Source organism: Asticcacaulis sp. AND118 (genome assembly GCF_020535245.1).
In the GTDB taxonomy this organism is placed as follows: Bacteria; Pseudomonadota; Alphaproteobacteria; order Caulobacterales; family Caulobacteraceae; genus Asticcacaulis.
Map to the genome: position 1 here is coordinate 1260263 of NZ_CP084910.1, position 17133 is coordinate 1277395.

The following is a 17133-nucleotide window of genomic DNA, read 5'->3' on the forward strand; positions in this document are numbered from 1 at the left end:
CGATGCGTTTACGCATCGACGGCTCGCCGCAGTGGCGGCGGCGTGCAGTCGCACGCCAGACTTCATAGAAGCAAATTACGCAATGTCGTGGATAAATTTCAGCTTTAGGCTTGCCATCGCCACCCAAGCCTTGCTATAGCCCGCCTCCTTGCTGGTGAGCATTCCCCGGTAGCTCAGTTGGTAGAGCAGTCGACTGTTAATCGACTTGTCACAGGTTCGAGTCCTGTCCGGGGAGCCAGCACCAAAGACCAAAGCCCTGCCGCATCACGCGCAGGGCTTTCTTTTTGACTTCTGAAGTTCCCGCCAAGAAAAAAACCCGGCCTAAAGACCGGGTTGAAAAGTTTGGTGATGGTGGGTGTCTTCAAAAAAGCAAAGACAAGCCTTTGATGGACCGATTTGCCTTAATGAAGAGTTAATATAAAGACTCGCGTTACGCCATTTGCAGGCTTTTCACAGCTTCGGGGCAATATCTTGTTAATGCCTTACCGTTTGTATGGGCATTAAATCCGCCTCCGAATCAAAGGCCTTGCCCGTCCCATGACCCTGCCTCCTATCAAGGCCCGCATCCGCGGCCTGTTCGTCCTGTTTCTGGTTGTGCTTGTGACCCTGACGGGCGTGGCGCTGGGGCATGAGGGCACCGTTATTCGCGGGCTTGAAGAGGCCCTGCACGCCGCGCCGCAAGCCGAGGCGCAGATCAGCCCGCTGCTGCATGCCGCCGAAGGCTTCCGCGCCGGCATCTGGGCTCTGGCCCTCGGTATCGGCGTGGCCGGTCTGGTCGCCGCTGTCTATTTCGACCGCGAGGTCTTCGCCGCCCTTGAACGCATGAGCCGGCTGATGTCGCGCTTCGCCCAGCGCGATTTCGACGCCGAGGTGGACGGCGCGCGCCGCTCCGACGAAATCGGCGCCATGGCCCGCGCTCTGGAGGTCTTTCGTGGCAATGGCCGCGACCTGATCGCGCTGGAGGCTGAAAACGCCCGCCGCGCCGGACTGCTGGCGCAGGAGCGTCAGGCCGCCGTGCAGGAGATGGGCGAGCGCCTGAACAGGCAGGTCTCGGCGCTGATCGAGGGGCTGAGCCGTTCGTCCGAAGCCATGACCGACTCGGCGGAAACCATGAGCGAACAGGCCAGGGGTGCGGTGTCGCGCATCGAGAACGTCACCGCCACCGCCGAGGCCACCTCGCGTCAGGCGCGCCACGTCGCCGAAACCGTGCAGGGCCTGTCGGACAGCGCCTCGGATATCGCTCAGGCCGCCGTGGCCTCTTCGGAGGTGTCGGCGCAGGCCGTCGGCCAGAGCGAAGCGACGTCCGAGATCATGGCGCGCCTCAACCGCAGCGCCGAGGAAATCAGCGCCGTGGTCGACGCCATTTCCGGCATTGCGCGTCAAACCAACCTGTTGGCGCTTAACGCCACCATCGAGGCGGCGCGGGCCGGCGAGGCGGGCGCGGGCTTCGCCGTCGTGGCTTCCGAGGTCAAGACGCTGGCCCAGCAGACCGAAAAGGCCACGCGCGACATTACCGACAAGGTGACGCATATCCAGTCCGACGCCACGCAGGCTGTGGACGCCATCGGGCATATTGTCGGCGTCATTCAGGAACTGCGCGCTTCGGCCGACGGTATCGCCGAGGCGGTCAGCGCCCAGCAATCCGCCACCCGTGATATCGCCGACACGGTCGATGCCCTGGCGGCGGGGGCTCAGAGTGTGGGCCGCGACATCGACGCCGTGCGCCACGTCGCCGCGGCCACCGATCAGGCGGCGGGCACGGTGTCGCTGGAATCGCGCTCGGTGCAGGCCGTGGCGGGCGACCTGAGGGACGGCATCGCCGCCTTCATCCGCTCGTTGCGGGCCGCGTAGGCTATTCGCCGCGCATTTGCTTCCAAAAACCGCTGCACACTTTTTGGAATGCGCGATAATTCTGTATATAAACCGTGACAATACCATTGCAGCCGTGGGATTGATCTGATAGCTGACCCTACCGCTTTTAGTGAGGCCTGATGGCGGAGCGGTTACGCAGCGGATTGCAAATCCGTGTAGGCCGGTTCGACTCCGGCTCAGGCCTCCATTATCTCCCTTTTTATTTCACTCACGCCTAATTCGCTTCGCTCATGGCTCCGTGGGGGCGGCGAACGATCGCCGACGTCCGCTAATGGGATGGACCGGCTGCTTCCCTTGCGAAGTAGTCGGAGTAGACTGCTTGGCTCCACCCGGAGAAGCATCCCATGGATACGAACATTCCTGAGTTAGCGTCGATAGGCATAGATATCGGCAAGGACGTGTTTCACCTTGTCGGATTTAGTACAGATGGTCAGATCGTTCTTCGCCGTAAAATCAAACGGCTGGCTCTGACAGAGACATTTAAAAAGCTGCCGCCGTGTATCGTCGGCATGGAGGCCTGCCTCAGCGCGCATTTTGTCAGTCGCACCCTTCGACAGCTCGGCCACGAACCGCGCATCATCCCCGCTATTTACGTAAAGCCGTTTCTGAAGGGGCAGAAGAACGACTACAATGATGCCGAGGCTATAGCCGAGGCGGCTCTGCGGCCGAACCTGTCGACAGTGAGTGAGAAGACCCAGGATCAATTGGATCTTCAGGCCTGCCATCGCGTTCGCTCGCGGCTGGTGTCGCGGCGCACAGCGACGATCAATCAGATCCGTGCCTTCCTAATCGAGCAGGGCATCACGGTCAGGGTCGGTGTGCGTGCCTTACGTGACTCGCTCTTCGACATCTTGAACAACCGCGCAGATGAGATTTCGCCGCGTATGAGCCAACTCATCGTTGGCCTTTATGAAGACTGGTTGTGGCTCGATGAACGCATCGAGACCCTCAGCGGCGAGATCGAAGAAATCAGCCGGAATGAAGCCAACTGCCGTCGCCTGATGAGTGTGCCGGGCGTCGGGCCCCTGATCTCCACGGCGGTTGTTGCCGCCATTGGCACAGGTGAAGCCTTTGAACGTGGTCGCGACTTCGGTGCCTGGCTGGGGTTGGTACCCAAGCAGTTCAGCACGGGTGGCCGCTCTATTCTCGGGCGCATCTCAAAACGCGGAAGCCGATACCTTCGAACCTTGTTCGTACAGGCCGCCAATGTCCTCTTGATGAGGCCTCAAAATTGGCCGAAGTACAGCTTCGGAGACTGGCTCACCAGCGCCGCCACGCGGATGCACCGAAACAAGCTCGCCGCCGCCCTCGCCAACAAGCTGGCTCGGATCAGCTGGAGCGTATTGAGTACAGGAAAGGCTTTCGATACCCACAGAACCGAGATCGAGGCCGTATAGCATCGATCTCCACCCAGTTCGCGACTAAGACGACTGCATGGAACGGAACGATAAACGCGCCCTGAGCCTGAGCGCCCTAATGGCCGCTTGCCGGCCGATCCGCTAATGAGGCCAAAAGCGCGTGCGTATTCCCATCAAGGCCACGGCTCGCATGCCGATCAACAGGCCGGATACATATAAGCGACTTCTGCTATTCATGCGAAATCTTACTTGCGATCGGCAGCCGGTCCATACATTGGGCGCTGTTTAGTGGCGTGTAAGCGGCTTCATTCTTTCCGAAAAATGTAAAACTGTGGTGTGCGGTGCATTGAAGCGCGCGGCGCAAACGCCTATAAGCGCGGGATAAGGACACGACTCCTGCATTGTATTGCTCCGAGGCCCAGATGGATTACTTCGCCGCCCGTCAGAACATGGTTGAATCTCAGGTGCGGGTGAACGACGTCACCGATCCTGCGCTGCAAAAAGCCATGCGTCATATTGAGCGCGAGCGTCTGGTCGCGCCGGGGCAGGGCTTCGCCGCCTATGGGGATGTCGAGCCGCAGATCGCGCCGGGCCGCGCCCTGATGCTGCCGCGCGATCTCGCCAAGCTGCTGCACGCGCTGAAACCCGTCGCCGGTTTGAAGGCGCTGGCCATCGGCGCGCCCTATGCCGCCGCCGTCCTCAAGCACGCCGGTCTCGACGTTACGGCTCAGGAGGCCGATGCGCGCGTGCAGACCGTGGTCGAGCCCTATCTGAAGACGCTGGGCGTTCCCGTCGTGGCGCAGGATTTCAAGACCCCCGCCGCCGGCGAATACGACATCGTCGTCACCGAAGGCGCGGTCGAGGAAATCCCCGCTGAATGGTTCGCCGCGCTCAAGCTGCATGGCCGTCTGGGCGTGGTGCTGCGCGCCGGCGCTCTGGGGGAGGCCCGCGTCTATACCCGTCTGCCGCACGGCGTGTCCGAAGCCTTTATCTTCAACGCCGCCACCGCGGTGCTGCCCGGCTTCGCCAAGGCCTCGACCTTTGTATTCTGATCCGGCGTATTCTGACCCGGTTTGCGATCCGTCGCAAACGTGACGAAAGCTTAATTCGCCAAAGCTCAAGGCTTCTGGCAGTGTGCGTGCCAGTTCAAAGGCAGCAACGCATCGCAATGCGCGGGTCGCAAGACCGCCGGGCGGGGGGTGGCGCTGCCCTTTCCAAGGGAATCATTTTGATGCTTAAGCTTTCGCCCATGTCTGCCGGTGGCCGTAATGTTCTGCGCGCCCGCCTGCTGGCCGGTTTTGCGGTGTCCGTTCTGGCGCTCGGCGCGGGTTCGGCCTTCGCGGAATCGCTGACCGACGCCATTGCTCTGGCCTACGCCAATAATCCGACCCTGCAACGCGCCCGCGCGCAGCAGCGCAGCACGGACGAAACCTATGTGCAGGCGCGCTCGGGCCTCGGTCCCACACTCGATGCCGGGGCTTCGGTGGACTACAGCGACACCCCCACCGGTGTGAATCCGAATAATGGCGAACCCTATCGGTCCTCGACCGGCCTGAACCTGACGGCCAACCAGACCCTGTTCGCCTCCGGCGGTCTGTCGTCGGGCGTCAAGGCCGCCGAGGCCGATGTGCTGGCCGGGCGTGAAGACCTGCGTGCCGTAGAGGCCCAGGTGCTGGGCGACGTCATCAGCGTCTACACCGCCGTGCGCCGCGATCAGGAAGCCCTGCGCATCGGCGAGCAGAACTTCAACGTGCTCAAGCGCCAGTTGGACGAAACCAGGGCGCGTTTCGAAGCCGGCGAACTGACCCGCACCGACGTGGCGCAGTCCGAAGCCCGTCTGGCCGCGTCTTCGGCCTCTCTGGCGCAGGCGCAGGCGCAACTGGACACCAGCCGCGCCAGTTACGTCGCCATCGTCGGTCAGACGCCGACGGCGCTCGACCCGACGCCGGCCCTGCCGAACCTGCCGGTCACTTTCGACGCCGCGCTGGATCGTGCCGAAACCAACAATCCGTCGCTGAGCGCCGCCAAATGGGCCGAAGCCGCCGCCCGCGCCCGCGTGTCTCAGGCCAAGTCGGGTCTGGGGCCGCGCGTAACGCTTGGCGCAGGTTATACCGCCGGTGCGCCGACCAATGATTTCAACGATCTGGGGCAGCGCGACGCGGCGACCGCCACCCTGCGCTTCACCATGCCGCTGTTCAGCGCCGGCTATAATTCGTCGCGTGTGCGTCAGGCCACCGAAGGCCACACGGCGCAGAAGATCAGCGTCGAGCTGGCGCGCCGCAATGTGGTGCAGAACGTTTCGACGGCGTGGGCCAATATGGCCGCCGCCCGCACCGCCACTCAGGCCAATCAGGAGCAGGTGCGCGCCGCTTCGGTCGCCGCCGAAGGCGTCAGGTACGAGCAGCAGGTCGGCCTGCGCACCAATATCGAAGTGCTCAATGCCGAGCAGGAACTGCGTCAGGCGCAACTGGCCCTGATCGACGCCCAGCGCGCCGAATACGTCGCGGCCTCTCAGGTTCTGGCGGTGATGGGCGACCTCGAAGCCCGCGCTCTGGTGCCTGCCGGTGAGGTCTACGATCCGGCGAAGAATTTCGACGAGGTGAAGCGCAAGGGCTTCACGCCGTTCGAGCCGGTGATTCGCGCGCTCGACGGCGCGGCCGATTCTTCGGGCGAGATCGTCAGCACCCGTTAATCCGGTGATTCGCGTGCGGATTTTTAGGGGGCGGCGGGGGAAACACCCCTTGCCGTCCTTGCTTTTGCCGGGCGGGTTTAACTCTTGTTAACCCTGTTCGGGGCACACTGTTACCCATGAAATCCGACAGGTGGGGAATGAGCCTGTCAGGCGAAAATAGGGCGTAGGAAGATCGCTTAACAGTTGCCAAAAACCCCTCAGCCGTGTCTTTATGGCGCAGATTATCCCTTTCGAGTGATTCACCGACATGTCCGAAACCGCACACGAACCCACGATGGAGGAAATCCTCGCCTCGATCCGCCGGATCATTTCCGAGGACGATGCGCCGGAAGAGAAGGCCAAGCCTGAGCCGGAACCCGAAGTCGTTGCGGCTGCGCCGGAACCTGAAATCACCTTCGATCCGGAGCCGGAAGACGAGCCCGAAATCGAGATGGAAGCCGAGGAAGACGACGTGCTGGAGCTGACCACCCCGGTCGCCGCACCGAAGCCCGCCCTGTCCATCGGCGATATCGACGCCTTCGATCCGGACCCCGTGCCCGCACCGGCCCCGAAGCCCGCGCCCGCACCGCGCGTCGATTACAACACCACCTCGCACATCGTGTCCGAGCGCACCGTGCAGAGCGCCGTCTCGGCCTTCGGCCAACTGACCAGCGCCAGCCTGCTGCCGCGCGAAGGTCGCACGATCGAGGACCTGCTGACCGAAATCCTGCGTCCGATGCTGCAAAACTGGCTCGACGGCAACCTGCCGGCCATCGTCGAAACGGCGGTGCGCGAAGAGGTGGAACGTCTGGCCCGCCAGGCGCGTAGATAGCCGCGCCGTTAAGCCGTAAAGCGCTTTTTTACCTGTTACCGGAGCGGCGTCCCGTGTTAAGGACGCCGCTCTTTCTGTTTCAAGCTCACACCCGAAAAGATCATGCTGGAAAAGACCTTCGATCCCAAAACCGTTGAACCGCGCCTCTACGAGATGTGGGAAACGTCCGGCGCCTTCAAGCCGACCGAGGACGAAAACGCCGAGCCCTTTTCCATCGTCATCCCGCCGCCCAACGTCACGGGCAGCCTGCATATCGGCCACGCGCTGAACAATACGCTGCAGGACGTGCTGACGCGCTTCGAGCGTATGCGCGGCAAGGCGGCCCTGTGGCTGCCCGGCACTGATCATGCGGGCATCGCCACCCAGATGGTCGTCGAACGCCAACTGGCCGCCGCCGGTAATGTCGGCCGCCGCGACATGGGCCGCGAAGCCTTTGTCGAGAAGGTGTGGCAGTGGAAGGCCGAGAGCAGCGGCACGATTCAGGGGCAGTTGCGCCGTCTGGGTGCGTCGTGCGACTGGTCGCGCGAGCGCTTTACGCTGGACGAGGGTCTGTCCGACGCCGTGCGCAAGGTCTTCGTGCAACTGTACAAGGAAAACCTGATCTATCGCGACAAGCGTCTGGTCAACTGGGACCCGCACTTCCAGACCGCCATCTCGGACCTTGAGGTCGAGCAGAAGGAGGTCGACGGCCACTACTGGCACTTCGCCTATCCGCTCGCCGACGGGGTGACCTTCCAGTATCCGGTCAAGGACGAAGAGGGGAACGAGACGCTGGAAACCCGCGACTATATCGTCGTGGCGACCACGCGCCCGGAAACCATGCTGGGCGATACCGCCGTCGCCGTCCACCCGGAAGACGAGCGCTACAAGGACCTGATCGGCAAGCATGTCATTCTGCCGATCACGGGCCGCCGCATCCCCATCGTCGGCGACGACTATGCCGACCCGACCAAGGGCTCCGGCGCGGTGAAGATCACCCCGGCCCACGATTTCAACGACTTCCAGGTCGGTAAGCGTCACGATCTGCCGCTGATCAACATTCTGACGCCGTTCGCCACGCTCAATGACGAGGTGCCGGAAGATTATCGCGGTCAGGACCGTTTCGCGGCGCGCAAGGCCATCATCGCCCGCGCCGAGGAAGAGGGCTGGCTGAAAGCCATCGAAAAGACGAAACACATGGTGCCGCACGGCGACCGGTCGGGCGTGGTCATCGAGCCCTTCCTGACCGATCAGTGGTACGTCAATGCCGGTGAGCTGGCCAAGGAGGCGCTGGCCGCCGTCGAGGATGGCCGAACCGTCTTCGAGCCCAAGAACTGGGAAAAGACCTATTTCGAATGGCTGCGCAATATCGAGCCGTGGTGCATTTCGCGCCAGCTCTGGTGGGGCCACCGCATTCCGGCGTGGTTCGGGCCGGACGGTCAGTGTTTCGTCGAAATGTCGGGCGAAGAGGCGCAGGCCGCCGCGGATAAGCACTATGGCAAGGTCGTCGAACTGACGCAGGACGAAGACGTTCTCGACACCTGGTTCTCGTCGGGTCTGTGGCCGTTCTCGACCATGGGCTGGCCGGAACAGACGCGCGACCTTGAGCGCTTCTACCCGACGCATACCCTGATCACCGGCTTCGACATTATCTTCTTCTGGGTCGCCCGGATGATGATGATGGGCCTGCACTTTACGGGCAGGCCTCCCTTCCAGCGCGTCTTCATCAACGCCCTCGTCCGCGACGAGAAGGGCCAGAAGATGTCGAAGTCGAAGGGCAATGTGATGGACCCGCTCATCCTGATCGATGAGTTCGGCGCCGACGCCCTGCGCTTCACCCTGACCGCCATGTCCGGGCAGGGCCGGGACATCAAGTTGGCCAAACAGCGCATTGAAGGGTATCGCAATTTCGGCACCAAGCTGTGGAATGCTCACCGCTTCGCACAGATGAACGAATGCGCTTCGGTTGCCGGTTTCGACCCGGCCGACGTCAGGCTGACCCTGTCGCGCTGGATTCGCGGCGAGACGCACAAGACGGTGAAGATCGTCACCGAAGCGCTGGAAGCCTGCGCCTTCGATGACGCCGCCAATGCGCTGTATAGGTTCGTGTGGAACGTCGTCTGCGACTGGTATGTCGAACTGTCGAAGCCGATCCTCAATGGCGAGGACGCCGAGGCCAAGGCTGAAATCCGCGCCATGACGGCGTGGGTGCTCGATCAGTGCCTGATCCTGCTGCACCCGGTCATGCCCTTCATCACCGAAGAACTGTGGGCTGCTGGCGACAACCGCGCCAAGGCCCTGATCGTCGAAAGCTGGCCGCTCTACGACGCTTCGGCCATCGATGCGGCGGCGGACACCGAGATCAACTGGCTGATCGAGCTGATCTCAGAAGTGCGTTCGGTGCGTTCGGAAATGAACGTGCCGGGTTCGGCCAAGGTGCCGTTGACCCTTACCGGGGCCGAGGCGCAGACGCAGGCGTGGATTAACACGCACCGCGACCTGATCCTGTTCCTTGGGCGTCTGGGCGAAGTCGGCGTGGCCGATGCCGCACCGCTGGGTTCCGTGCCGTTCGTAATCGGTGAAGCCAACGGCAATCTCAGTGTGGCGGAGTTTATCGATCTGAAGGCCGAGGCCGATCGCCTGACCAAGGCGATTGCCGACTTCACCAAGACGATCGAGGGCACCAAGCGCAAGCTCGACAATCCGGAATTCGTCAAGAAGGCCCCGGAAGAGGTCATTGCCGAAAATCAGGAACGTCTCGCCGATGCCGAAGGCGGCAAGGCCCGGCTGTCGGTAGCGCTGGAACGGTTGAAAGCGGCGCTGTAAGCTTTGTCGCGCATTTGATTCCAAAAACCGCTGCACACTTTTTGGCATGCGCTCTGATAAAAAAGCCTCCCGGAAACGGGAGGCTTTTTTCATTCCGCCGCCGGCAGGGGCGACAGGCGTCCCATGACTCGCTGTCTGGCGGTCTTCATGCGCGTGACCGCCAATGGCCAGCGCGTGACGCACAGGCCGCCGGCGACCGTCACGGTCATCAGGGACAGGCCGAAAACGCCGAACGGCACCGGCAGGATCACCTCCTGCTCTATGAGGTTCAGGCCCAGCACGGTGGCGCTGAGGGCGGTCAGGGCCACGCCCATGCCGGTGCCCCAGCCTCTGCCGATCTGCGGCCCCAGCGCGACAATAAGGGCGGCGAGGGGGATCAACGGCAGCAGGTCGTAATCCATCAGGCGCGGATTGAGCAACTGCGCCATGCCGAGCCCCAGCGCCAGACGCTCGCCGCTCTTCAGATGCCCCAGTTCGGCGATGGCCAGACCCGCGACCGACAGGGCGATCATCAGCACCGGCAGCAGCGCCAGAGCGGCGGGTGTGGCGGCTTCGAGGCCCAGCCCGTCGATCCAGGCGAAATAACCGATCCCCGGCTGTTCCGTCAGGACGATCTGATCAATCGTCGCGTGCCACTGATCGGCGAGGGGGCTGTGATGGTTCAGCAGGAACAGGCTGAAACCGAGACCGGCGGCGGAACTGGCGGCGATGAGGACAGCGCGCCACAGGGCCGGTTTGTCGAGATAGGCCAGCACGATCAGATAGGTCAGCAGGGTCGGCTTGACGGCGGCGGCCACGCAGACGCAGAGAATGAAGGGCGTCACCCGGCGCGGCAGGACCAGCGCACCGGCCAGCACCAGCCCGTGCAGCAGGATGGCGATATTGCCCGACGCCAGCGTTCCGCCCGTCAGCAGGGCGAAGACCGGCAGTTTGAAACGGATATCGACCTCCGGCAGGGCGTGGATCAGGGCATAGATCATCAGCGCGAGCAGCGCCGTCAGCCACAGCCCCATATAGATCAAACGAAAACCCTCCGCACCCACCTGCATCAATATGTGCGCCAGTGCTTCGGCGACCGGGGGCGAATAGACGAAGACGGCGGGTTTCATGCCGGCGCAGGCGGGCGTCAGGTCGTAAGGATTGCCGCCGCGGATAAGGGTCAGCCCGCCGCAGGCCACAGCCTCGTAGTCCATGAACCACGGCTTGTTCTTGACCGCGCGCCCGGTCAGGCCAGCAAGGAGGGGCAGGGTGCACAGGACGCCCCACCACAGGGGGGAGAGGCGCGGCGCAAGGGAGGATGACATGGCGGGGGCTCACGCGTAACGAAAACGTGAGCCCTAAAGAGGCGGGGAATGGGGAGGAATTTGGCGACGATTATGTCGGAAACGGCTGCAAAATGTCTATTGTGCGGCGCAATGCGACGGGATTGTGGTGGGACGCGCCTTGTGTGGCGACAACGTGGTCGTATGAGCGAAACCGCCGCGATCATGTCACGATTGACGTGTGGAAGATCAGGAAAAATCAAGAGGGTGTGGTCGATAAGCCTCAGATTTTAAACGTGAGCACGTCTTTCAGGTGCGATGGCATCGCGCGCAGCCACTTTCGCAGCGTCTGGCGATGGCGCCAGGCGACGATGACCATCACCGAAACGGTTAGAATTGTGCCGAGCCATATGCCGAGCGGTGCGGCCTTGACGGCGTCGATGTCGGCCATGCTGAAAAACAGGGTGATCGAGGTGGCGGCCCACAGGCCGCGCCGGGCCCACAGGGCGGCGGTGTCGCCGGCGTGGCGCGCGCTCAGGGCGATGAGGGCGAGGAACGGCCCCAGAACGAGAATATCGTAGTCCATCAGTCGCGGATTGAGCAGGTGCGCCAGCCCCAGACCGAGCAGCACGCGCTGATCGTCGTTCAGGCGCGTCACCTCGGCCAGCAGCAGTCCGCCCAGCGTCAAGACGCCCATATAGAGGGCCAGCAAGACCAGCCACGGCCACTGATCCGGCCCGCCGCCGAAGACCGAGGCCCAGGCAAAGAAACTGATGCCCGGCTGCTGGGTCAGGACGATCTGGTCCATGCGCATGAGCCATTCCGTGTGCAGGGGCCCGCTGCCGTGCGATACCCACAGAAAGGCGGCGATGCCGCCGACGGCCCCGATAGCGGTGAAGGCGGTGCGGCTGAGTAGTTTGCGGTCCTGATAGAGAAAGAGAACGAGATAGGTCAGCAACACCGGCTTGATCAGGGCCGAGGCGACTACGGCGATCAGGAACGGCCAGCGGCTTTTGTGCAGGTTCAGCGTACACATCAGGATCACGCCGTGCAGGATCAGGCTGACATTGCCGCTGGCCAGAGAACTGCCGGTGAGGACGGCGCAGCCCAGCGCGCGCCAACGCAGGCTCATGTCGGGGAAGGCCTTGCGGAAGACGTACCACACTGTGACGGCGACGACGGGCAGCAGTAGGAGGGCATAGGCGATGCGCAACTGATCGAAGCTGAGCCACGCCGTCAGGGGTGCGAAGAAGGCGGCGATCGAGGGCGGATAGACGAAGGGGGCCGGATTGATGCCGTCGCAGACCGGCTGAAGCGCATAGGGTGATAGACCGCGCCGCACGTGGTCGGCCCCGCAGATCAGCGAATCGAAATCGTTGAGCCACCACTTGCCCTTGACCAGACGGCCCAGCAGAGAGGACCACACCGGCATGGTGAACAGGGCGACGAACAGCGCCGTCATCTGAGGGGAGGAGCGTTTTGCCGGGACAGACATTAACGAGCGGTCTTTCGAGGAAAGAGGGCGGTCAGGATGGCTTGGCGCCTCTGAACCACCGTCAGGCCGCCGATGGCCAGCACGTAGAGGCTCAGGAGCAGCGTAGCGATGCGGGTGGTGTAGTCGCCCAGTTCCGCCGCGCCGCCGATAAGGCAGACAACGCAGATGACGGTCAGGATGGTGCGGCCGCGATCCTTCAGGAAGGCCAGCGGCTTTGAGGCAGCGGTGAGGGCCGGGCTATACAGCGCGACATAGGCAAGGCCGACGCCGATCAGGAAAACGTCCTGCGACATCAGGCGCGGAATGGTCAGGACGCCGAGGCTCAGACCCAGCCAGATGCGGGCGCGGGTGTCGAGTTTCAGCCCTTCGGCGAGGGCGAGGCCGCTCACAGCTATCAGACCCGCAAAAACCAGCCAGCCGAGATTGGCCGCCAGACTATCGGCGCGCAGACCGAGCAGCCCCAGCCAGCCGTAGAAGCTTTCGCCCGGCGTGGTGGTGTAGACGAAACCAGCCAGAGTGGCGCGCCAGCTTTCGGACAGGGCCGAACCTTCGGCGGCAAACAGAAGCGTCGGCAAAAGACCGGCGGCGGCGGCGGCGGCGGACCAGCCGAGACGCTTCCACAGGGGGATGTCGAGGAACAGCAGCACCAGCAGATAGGTGAGGAAGACCGGTTTGATGACGCCGCACAGCGCCACGACGGCGGCGAACAGCCACGGGAAGCGTTTGGCGAGCAGCGCTGAGGCCAGCACGGCGGCGTGGCACAGGACGGCGATATTGCCCCACACCACGGCGCTGCCGGTCAGGAAGGCGGCGAAGGGGATTTTTTCGAGAAGGGTGGGCTGAGGTTTCTCCTCCCCTGCGACAGCGGGGGAGGTGGATTCGATGCCGGAGGCGTCGAAGACGGAGGGGGCATCACCTTTCGTAAGCCCCCTACGGCGCTGTGCGCCACCTCCCCCGCTTTGGAGGGCAGGAGAAAGGTAGGTTACCCCCAGCAGCCCGGCCAAACTCACTATATAGATCGCGCCATAGACCCAGATCAGGCCATCCTGACCGATCACGCGAATCACGCTGGCAAAGGCTTCGGCGACGACGGGCAGATAGACATAGACCGCTGTCGTGCCCTCTAAACCGTCGCATTTGAGGTTGAGATCGTAGAGCGCGCCGCCGTCGATGATCTTCTGCGCCCCGCAGGCCACGGCGCGATAGTCGCCGAACCAGGCGTTCGACCTGGCAATCTTGCCCAGCACGCCGGACAGCAGCGGGAGAAGGAAGACGAAGACAATCAGGCCGTTACGCAACGCCGGAGGAAACCGTTTCATCCACACCTCAAAAAGCCCCGGCGGCGGTGGCCGCAATATTGCGTCGGCGGAGCGCCATTTTGATGCCGCTATGCCAAATCAAAAGTTTGTTATATATCCCGACCGAATACGGCCCTGTGGCCCGCACCATAAGTTTCAGGAGTTGTTTTTGCCAGACGCAAATTTTGCCGCTGACAAAGCCCCGGACGTCAACGCGCCCGATCTCAGCCTTATCATCTGCACGCTGAACGAAGGCGCGGCCATCCGCAGCGTCATCACCGAGATCGCCGGCCACCTGAGCGGCATCCATTTCGAAATCGTCGTGGTCGATGACGATTCGAAGGACAATACGGCGGCGGAAGTCACCGACCTCGGCAAGAGCGACCCGCGCGTGCGCCTGTTCGTGCGCAAGGGCGAGCGCGGCCTGTCCTCGGCGGCGATCAAAGGCTGGGACATCGCCCGCGGCCGTGTGCTGGGCATCATGGACGGCGACGGTCAGCACGACCCGGCGGCCATTCGCGGGCTGGCCGACATGATCCTCAAAGGCGACAAGGATCTGGTCTGCGCCTCGCGCTATATCGGCAAGACCGATACGGGCCTCAGCTTCATCCGCGATCTGGGGTCGAAGGCGGCGACCTTGGCCACCGGTCTGGTGCTCAAGGCCCCGCTGACCGATCCGATGAGCGGCTGCTTCATGATGACGCGCGACTTTTACGAGTCGGCGCGTCCGAACCTGACCGGTGTGGGCTTCAAGATTCTGGTCGATCTGGTCGCTTCGACCAAGGTGCGCCCGCGCTTCGGCGAGGTGAAGGCCTCGCTGCGTCAGCGTCAGGGCGGCGAATCGAAGCTCGACATCCGCGTCGTGCTCGACCTCGGCGCGCTGCTGGTCGAAAAGGCCACCAACGGTCTCATTTCTGCGCGCTTTGTGCTGTTCGGACTGGTGGGCGTGTCGGGGGCCTTCGTCTACGCGCTCATTCTGGCGCTCAGCCATTCGCTGCTGCGCGTCGACGGTGGTCTGCCGCTCTATCGGTATCAGGTGCGCTACGACGACATCATCAATTACGGTCTGGCCATCTGGCTGTCGATGACGTGGAACTTCTACATCAATAATGCCCTGACCTTCCGCGACAAGCGTTTGAAGGGCTGGCCGATGTTCACCGGCCTGCTGGGCTTCTACTTCGCCTGTTCGATCGGGGCGCTGCTCAGCCTGGGCGTGGCCATCCTGCTGAAAGACTATTTCGGCATCCACTGGTTCGCCGCCGGGGTTTCGGCGGCGCTGCTTAGCGGCGTGTGGAACTACTGGGGCGCCAAGGCCTTCGCCTGGAACCAGAAGAAGGGCACGAATTAATGATCGAGGAAAAGTTGCCCGGCAAGCCGGGTACTTTTCCTCGGGCGTATCGAGAAAAATCTCTAGGGGCGGCCCGGCGAGATTTTTCAGTTGTTTATTGAGAATAAAAAAGCGCCCTGCACCAAGGGGGAGAGGTGCAGGGCGTCAGTGGACCCGGATTATTCCCTAACCCTGAAAAGGGCTCAGAGAATGGGGAGGGGGTTCGCGAAGCTCTTAGTAACGATCGCGACGGTCGTAACGGTCGTCATAGCGATCGCGGCGGTCGTAGCGATCATGACGGTCGCGGCGGTCATAACGGTCGTCGTAGCGGTCGCGGCCATTGTTGTAGTACTGGCACTGCGTGTTGTCCGAACCGACCTTGGCGCCGATCAGGCCGCCGACCACGGCGCCCAGAATGGTGCCTTCGGTGCGGGCGTTACGGGCCGAGACGCCGTTACCGACCGCCGCGCCAGCCGCCGCGCCCACCAGAGCGCCGGTGGTCTTGTTGCTCGTCTTGCGTTCCGAGCAGGCTTCCGAGTAACCGCGACGGTCGTAACGGTCATAGGCCGAAGCCGTGCCGGTCATACCGGCGCTCAGCACCATGGCCGAAGCCACGGCCGACAGGACGATCTTCCTCGTGGTATTGAACTTGGTCATGGTGTGTATCCTTTCGGGTTTCGTCTCAGTTCCGGGGGCGGGTCAGCCCGTCGTTGATGAGGTCATTTATAGGCCCCCGAACCTGAACGGTTTTTGAGAACTGCGTTCATCTTCGTTCATCTTCGCCTTTTTATTGGAGGCGCGAAGCGGCTGTGTTTTTAGTAAAAACCGTTTAAAATCAAATGTAAATCGGGTTTATGAGGTCACTGTGCCGGGGGAGGGCCATGCGTGCTCCGAAACTTTTTTCAAAATTTCTGTTCAGCTTTACGCCCTGAGTCCTCTATGACCCGTCCATGAGTGATGTGACCCTTACCATCGAAAAAGTCGGCTTTCAGGGCGACGGCGTGACGGCGGACGGCGTGTTCGTGTCGCTGACCCTGCCCGGAGAGACGGTGCGCGCCGCCGTGCCCAAGGACGGACACGCCCGCCTGATCGAGGTGCTGACTCCGTCGCCGGAGCGCGTCGCGCCGGTGTGCCCGCACTTTACGCTGTGCGGCGGGTGCAGTCTTCAACACTGGGACATGGTCGCCTATGGCGAATGGAAGCGCGGCATCGTCGGGACGGTGCTGAGCCGCGCCGGGCTGGAAACCGACATCACGCCGATCCTGACCACGCCGCCGGCGACGCGCCGCCGCGTGGGCCTGCACGCCAGGCAGTTTCGTCAGGGCAGGACGGTGCGCACCGAACTGGGCTACAAACTGCGCCGGTCGTGGGATCAGGTGAAGGTCGAGGTCTGCCCGGTCGCCGATCCGACCCTCGTCGCCGCCATTCCGGTGCTGACGGAGATCGCTTCGCACCTGTTCGAGCATCCGAAATCGGCCCCCATCCTGTCGGTCACCACCTCCGATACGGGGCTGGACGTCGATTTGCGCGGCATCGAGCGCAGCAAGAGCGGTGGGCTGAGCGCGCAGGCGCGCATGGAAATCGCCATGATCGCGCAGTCGTCGGACATCCGTCTGGCGCGTATCTCGATCGCCGACGACATTCTGTATCAGACGCACCTGCCCAGTGTGCGCTTCGGTCGCGCGACGGTCGATCTGCCGACGGGCTCGTTTTTGCAGGCCTCGCCCACCTCCGAAGCCGACATGGTGGCACTGGTCAAGGCGGCCGTGGCGGGCGCCAGGCGCGTGGCCGACCTGTTCTGCGGCGCGGGCACCTTCACCTTTCCGCTGGCCGAAAACGCTTCGGTCTACGCCGCCGATGCTGCCGGCGGGGCCGTGCGCGCGCTGAAGGCCGCCATCGGTCGCGCGCCGGGGCTTAAGCCGATCACGGTCGAGGCGCGCGACCTGTTCCGCGCGCCGGTGGTGGCCGAGGAAATGGCCGGCTGGGACGCCATCGTCTTCGATCCGCCGCGCGCCGGGGCCGAGGCGCAGGTCGGGCAGATTGCGCGTTCGAAGGTTCAGCGCGTCGTCGGCGTGAGTTGCAACGCCCAGACCTTTGCCCGCGACGCCAAAATTTTGACGGAGGCGGGCTTTCAACTGGACCGGGTGACGCCTATAGATCAGTTCCTGTGGTCCGGCCATGTCGAGCTGGTTGGCGTGTTTTCGCGGTAAATA

At 63.0% G+C, this 17133-nt stretch carries 12 protein-coding genes and 2 tRNA genes; 10 read left to right on the plus strand and 4 right to left on the minus strand.

The window, feature by feature from the left end; genetic code table 11:
* Positions 1–162 precede the first annotated feature (162 nt).
* From LH365_RS06140 to LH365_RS06175, 8 genes are all read left to right on the plus strand, one after another.
* Positions 163–238 (plus strand) — tRNA-Asn (locus tag LH365_RS06140).
* A 299-nt stretch (positions 239–537) separates the two neighbouring features.
* Positions 538–1851: a methyl-accepting chemotaxis protein gene (locus LH365_RS06145; RefSeq protein ID WP_226745287.1), complete on the plus strand. Its 1314-nt coding sequence runs from the start codon at positions 538–540 to the stop codon at positions 1849–1851.
* Positions 1852–1985: 134 nt separating this feature from the next.
* A tRNA-Cys gene (locus LH365_RS06150) sits at positions 1986–2059 on the plus strand.
* 157 nt (positions 2060–2216) lie between these two features.
* A complete protein-coding gene (locus tag LH365_RS06155; RefSeq protein ID WP_226745021.1) occupies positions 2217–3269 on the plus strand; it encodes an IS110 family transposase in 1053 nt (350 codons plus the stop codon).
* A 383-nt stretch (positions 3270–3652) separates the two neighbouring features.
* Complete coding sequence (locus LH365_RS06160; RefSeq protein WP_226745288.1) at positions 3653–4282, plus strand: protein-L-isoaspartate O-methyltransferase; 630 nt, start codon at positions 3653–3655, stop codon at positions 4280–4282.
* A 179-nt stretch (positions 4283–4461) separates the two neighbouring features.
* Positions 4462–5922, plus strand: a complete 1461-nt coding sequence (locus LH365_RS06165) for a TolC family outer membrane protein (protein ID WP_226745289.1) — start codon at positions 4462–4464, stop codon at positions 5920–5922.
* 247 nt (positions 5923–6169) lie between these two features.
* Positions 6170–6733: a DUF2497 domain-containing protein gene (locus tag LH365_RS06170; RefSeq protein ID WP_226745290.1), complete on the plus strand. Its 564-nt coding sequence runs from the start codon at positions 6170–6172 to the stop codon at positions 6731–6733.
* A gap of 102 nt (positions 6734–6835) precedes the next feature.
* Complete coding sequence (locus tag LH365_RS06175) at positions 6836–9538, plus strand: valine--tRNA ligase (protein WP_226745291.1); 2703 nt, start codon at positions 6836–6838, stop codon at positions 9536–9538.
* Between the two features lie 89 nt (positions 9539–9627).
* Here LH365_RS06175 and LH365_RS06180 read toward each other — a convergent pair whose 3' ends face one another.
* The 3 genes from LH365_RS06180 to LH365_RS06190 form a co-directional block, all read right to left on the minus strand.
* Positions 9628–10842, minus strand: a complete 1215-nt coding sequence (locus LH365_RS06180) for a hypothetical protein (RefSeq protein ID WP_226745292.1) — start codon at positions 10840–10842, stop codon at positions 9628–9630.
* Positions 10843–11083: 241 nt separating this feature from the next.
* Positions 11084–12295: a glycosyltransferase family 87 protein gene (locus LH365_RS06185; RefSeq protein ID WP_226745293.1), complete on the minus strand. Its 1212-nt coding sequence runs from the start codon at positions 12293–12295 to the stop codon at positions 11084–11086.
* Positions 12295–13614: a hypothetical protein gene (locus LH365_RS06190; RefSeq protein ID WP_226745294.1), complete on the minus strand. Its 1320-nt coding sequence runs from the start codon at positions 13612–13614 to the stop codon at positions 12295–12297. Before LH365_RS06190 ends, LH365_RS06185 begins: the two co-directional genes overlap by 1 nt.
* A gap of 148 nt (positions 13615–13762) precedes the next feature.
* Here LH365_RS06190 and LH365_RS06195 point away from each other — a divergent pair, with 148 nt between their 5' ends.
* Positions 13763–14941, plus strand: coding sequence for a glycosyltransferase (locus LH365_RS06195; protein WP_226745295.1), 1179 nt, complete (start codon positions 13763–13765; stop codon positions 14939–14941).
* 213 nt (positions 14942–15154) lie between these two features.
* On the opposite strand, the gene LH365_RS06200 is transcribed toward LH365_RS06195, so the two are convergent.
* Positions 15155–15577: a glycine zipper 2TM domain-containing protein gene (locus LH365_RS06200; protein ID WP_226745296.1), complete on the minus strand. Its 423-nt coding sequence runs from the start codon at positions 15575–15577 to the stop codon at positions 15155–15157.
* A 293-nt stretch (positions 15578–15870) separates the two neighbouring features.
* Here LH365_RS06200 and LH365_RS06205 point away from each other — a divergent pair, with 293 nt between their 5' ends.
* A complete protein-coding gene (locus LH365_RS06205; protein ID WP_226745297.1) occupies positions 15871–17130 on the plus strand; it encodes a class I SAM-dependent RNA methyltransferase in 1260 nt (419 codons plus the stop codon).
* Positions 17131–17133 lie beyond the last annotated feature (3 nt).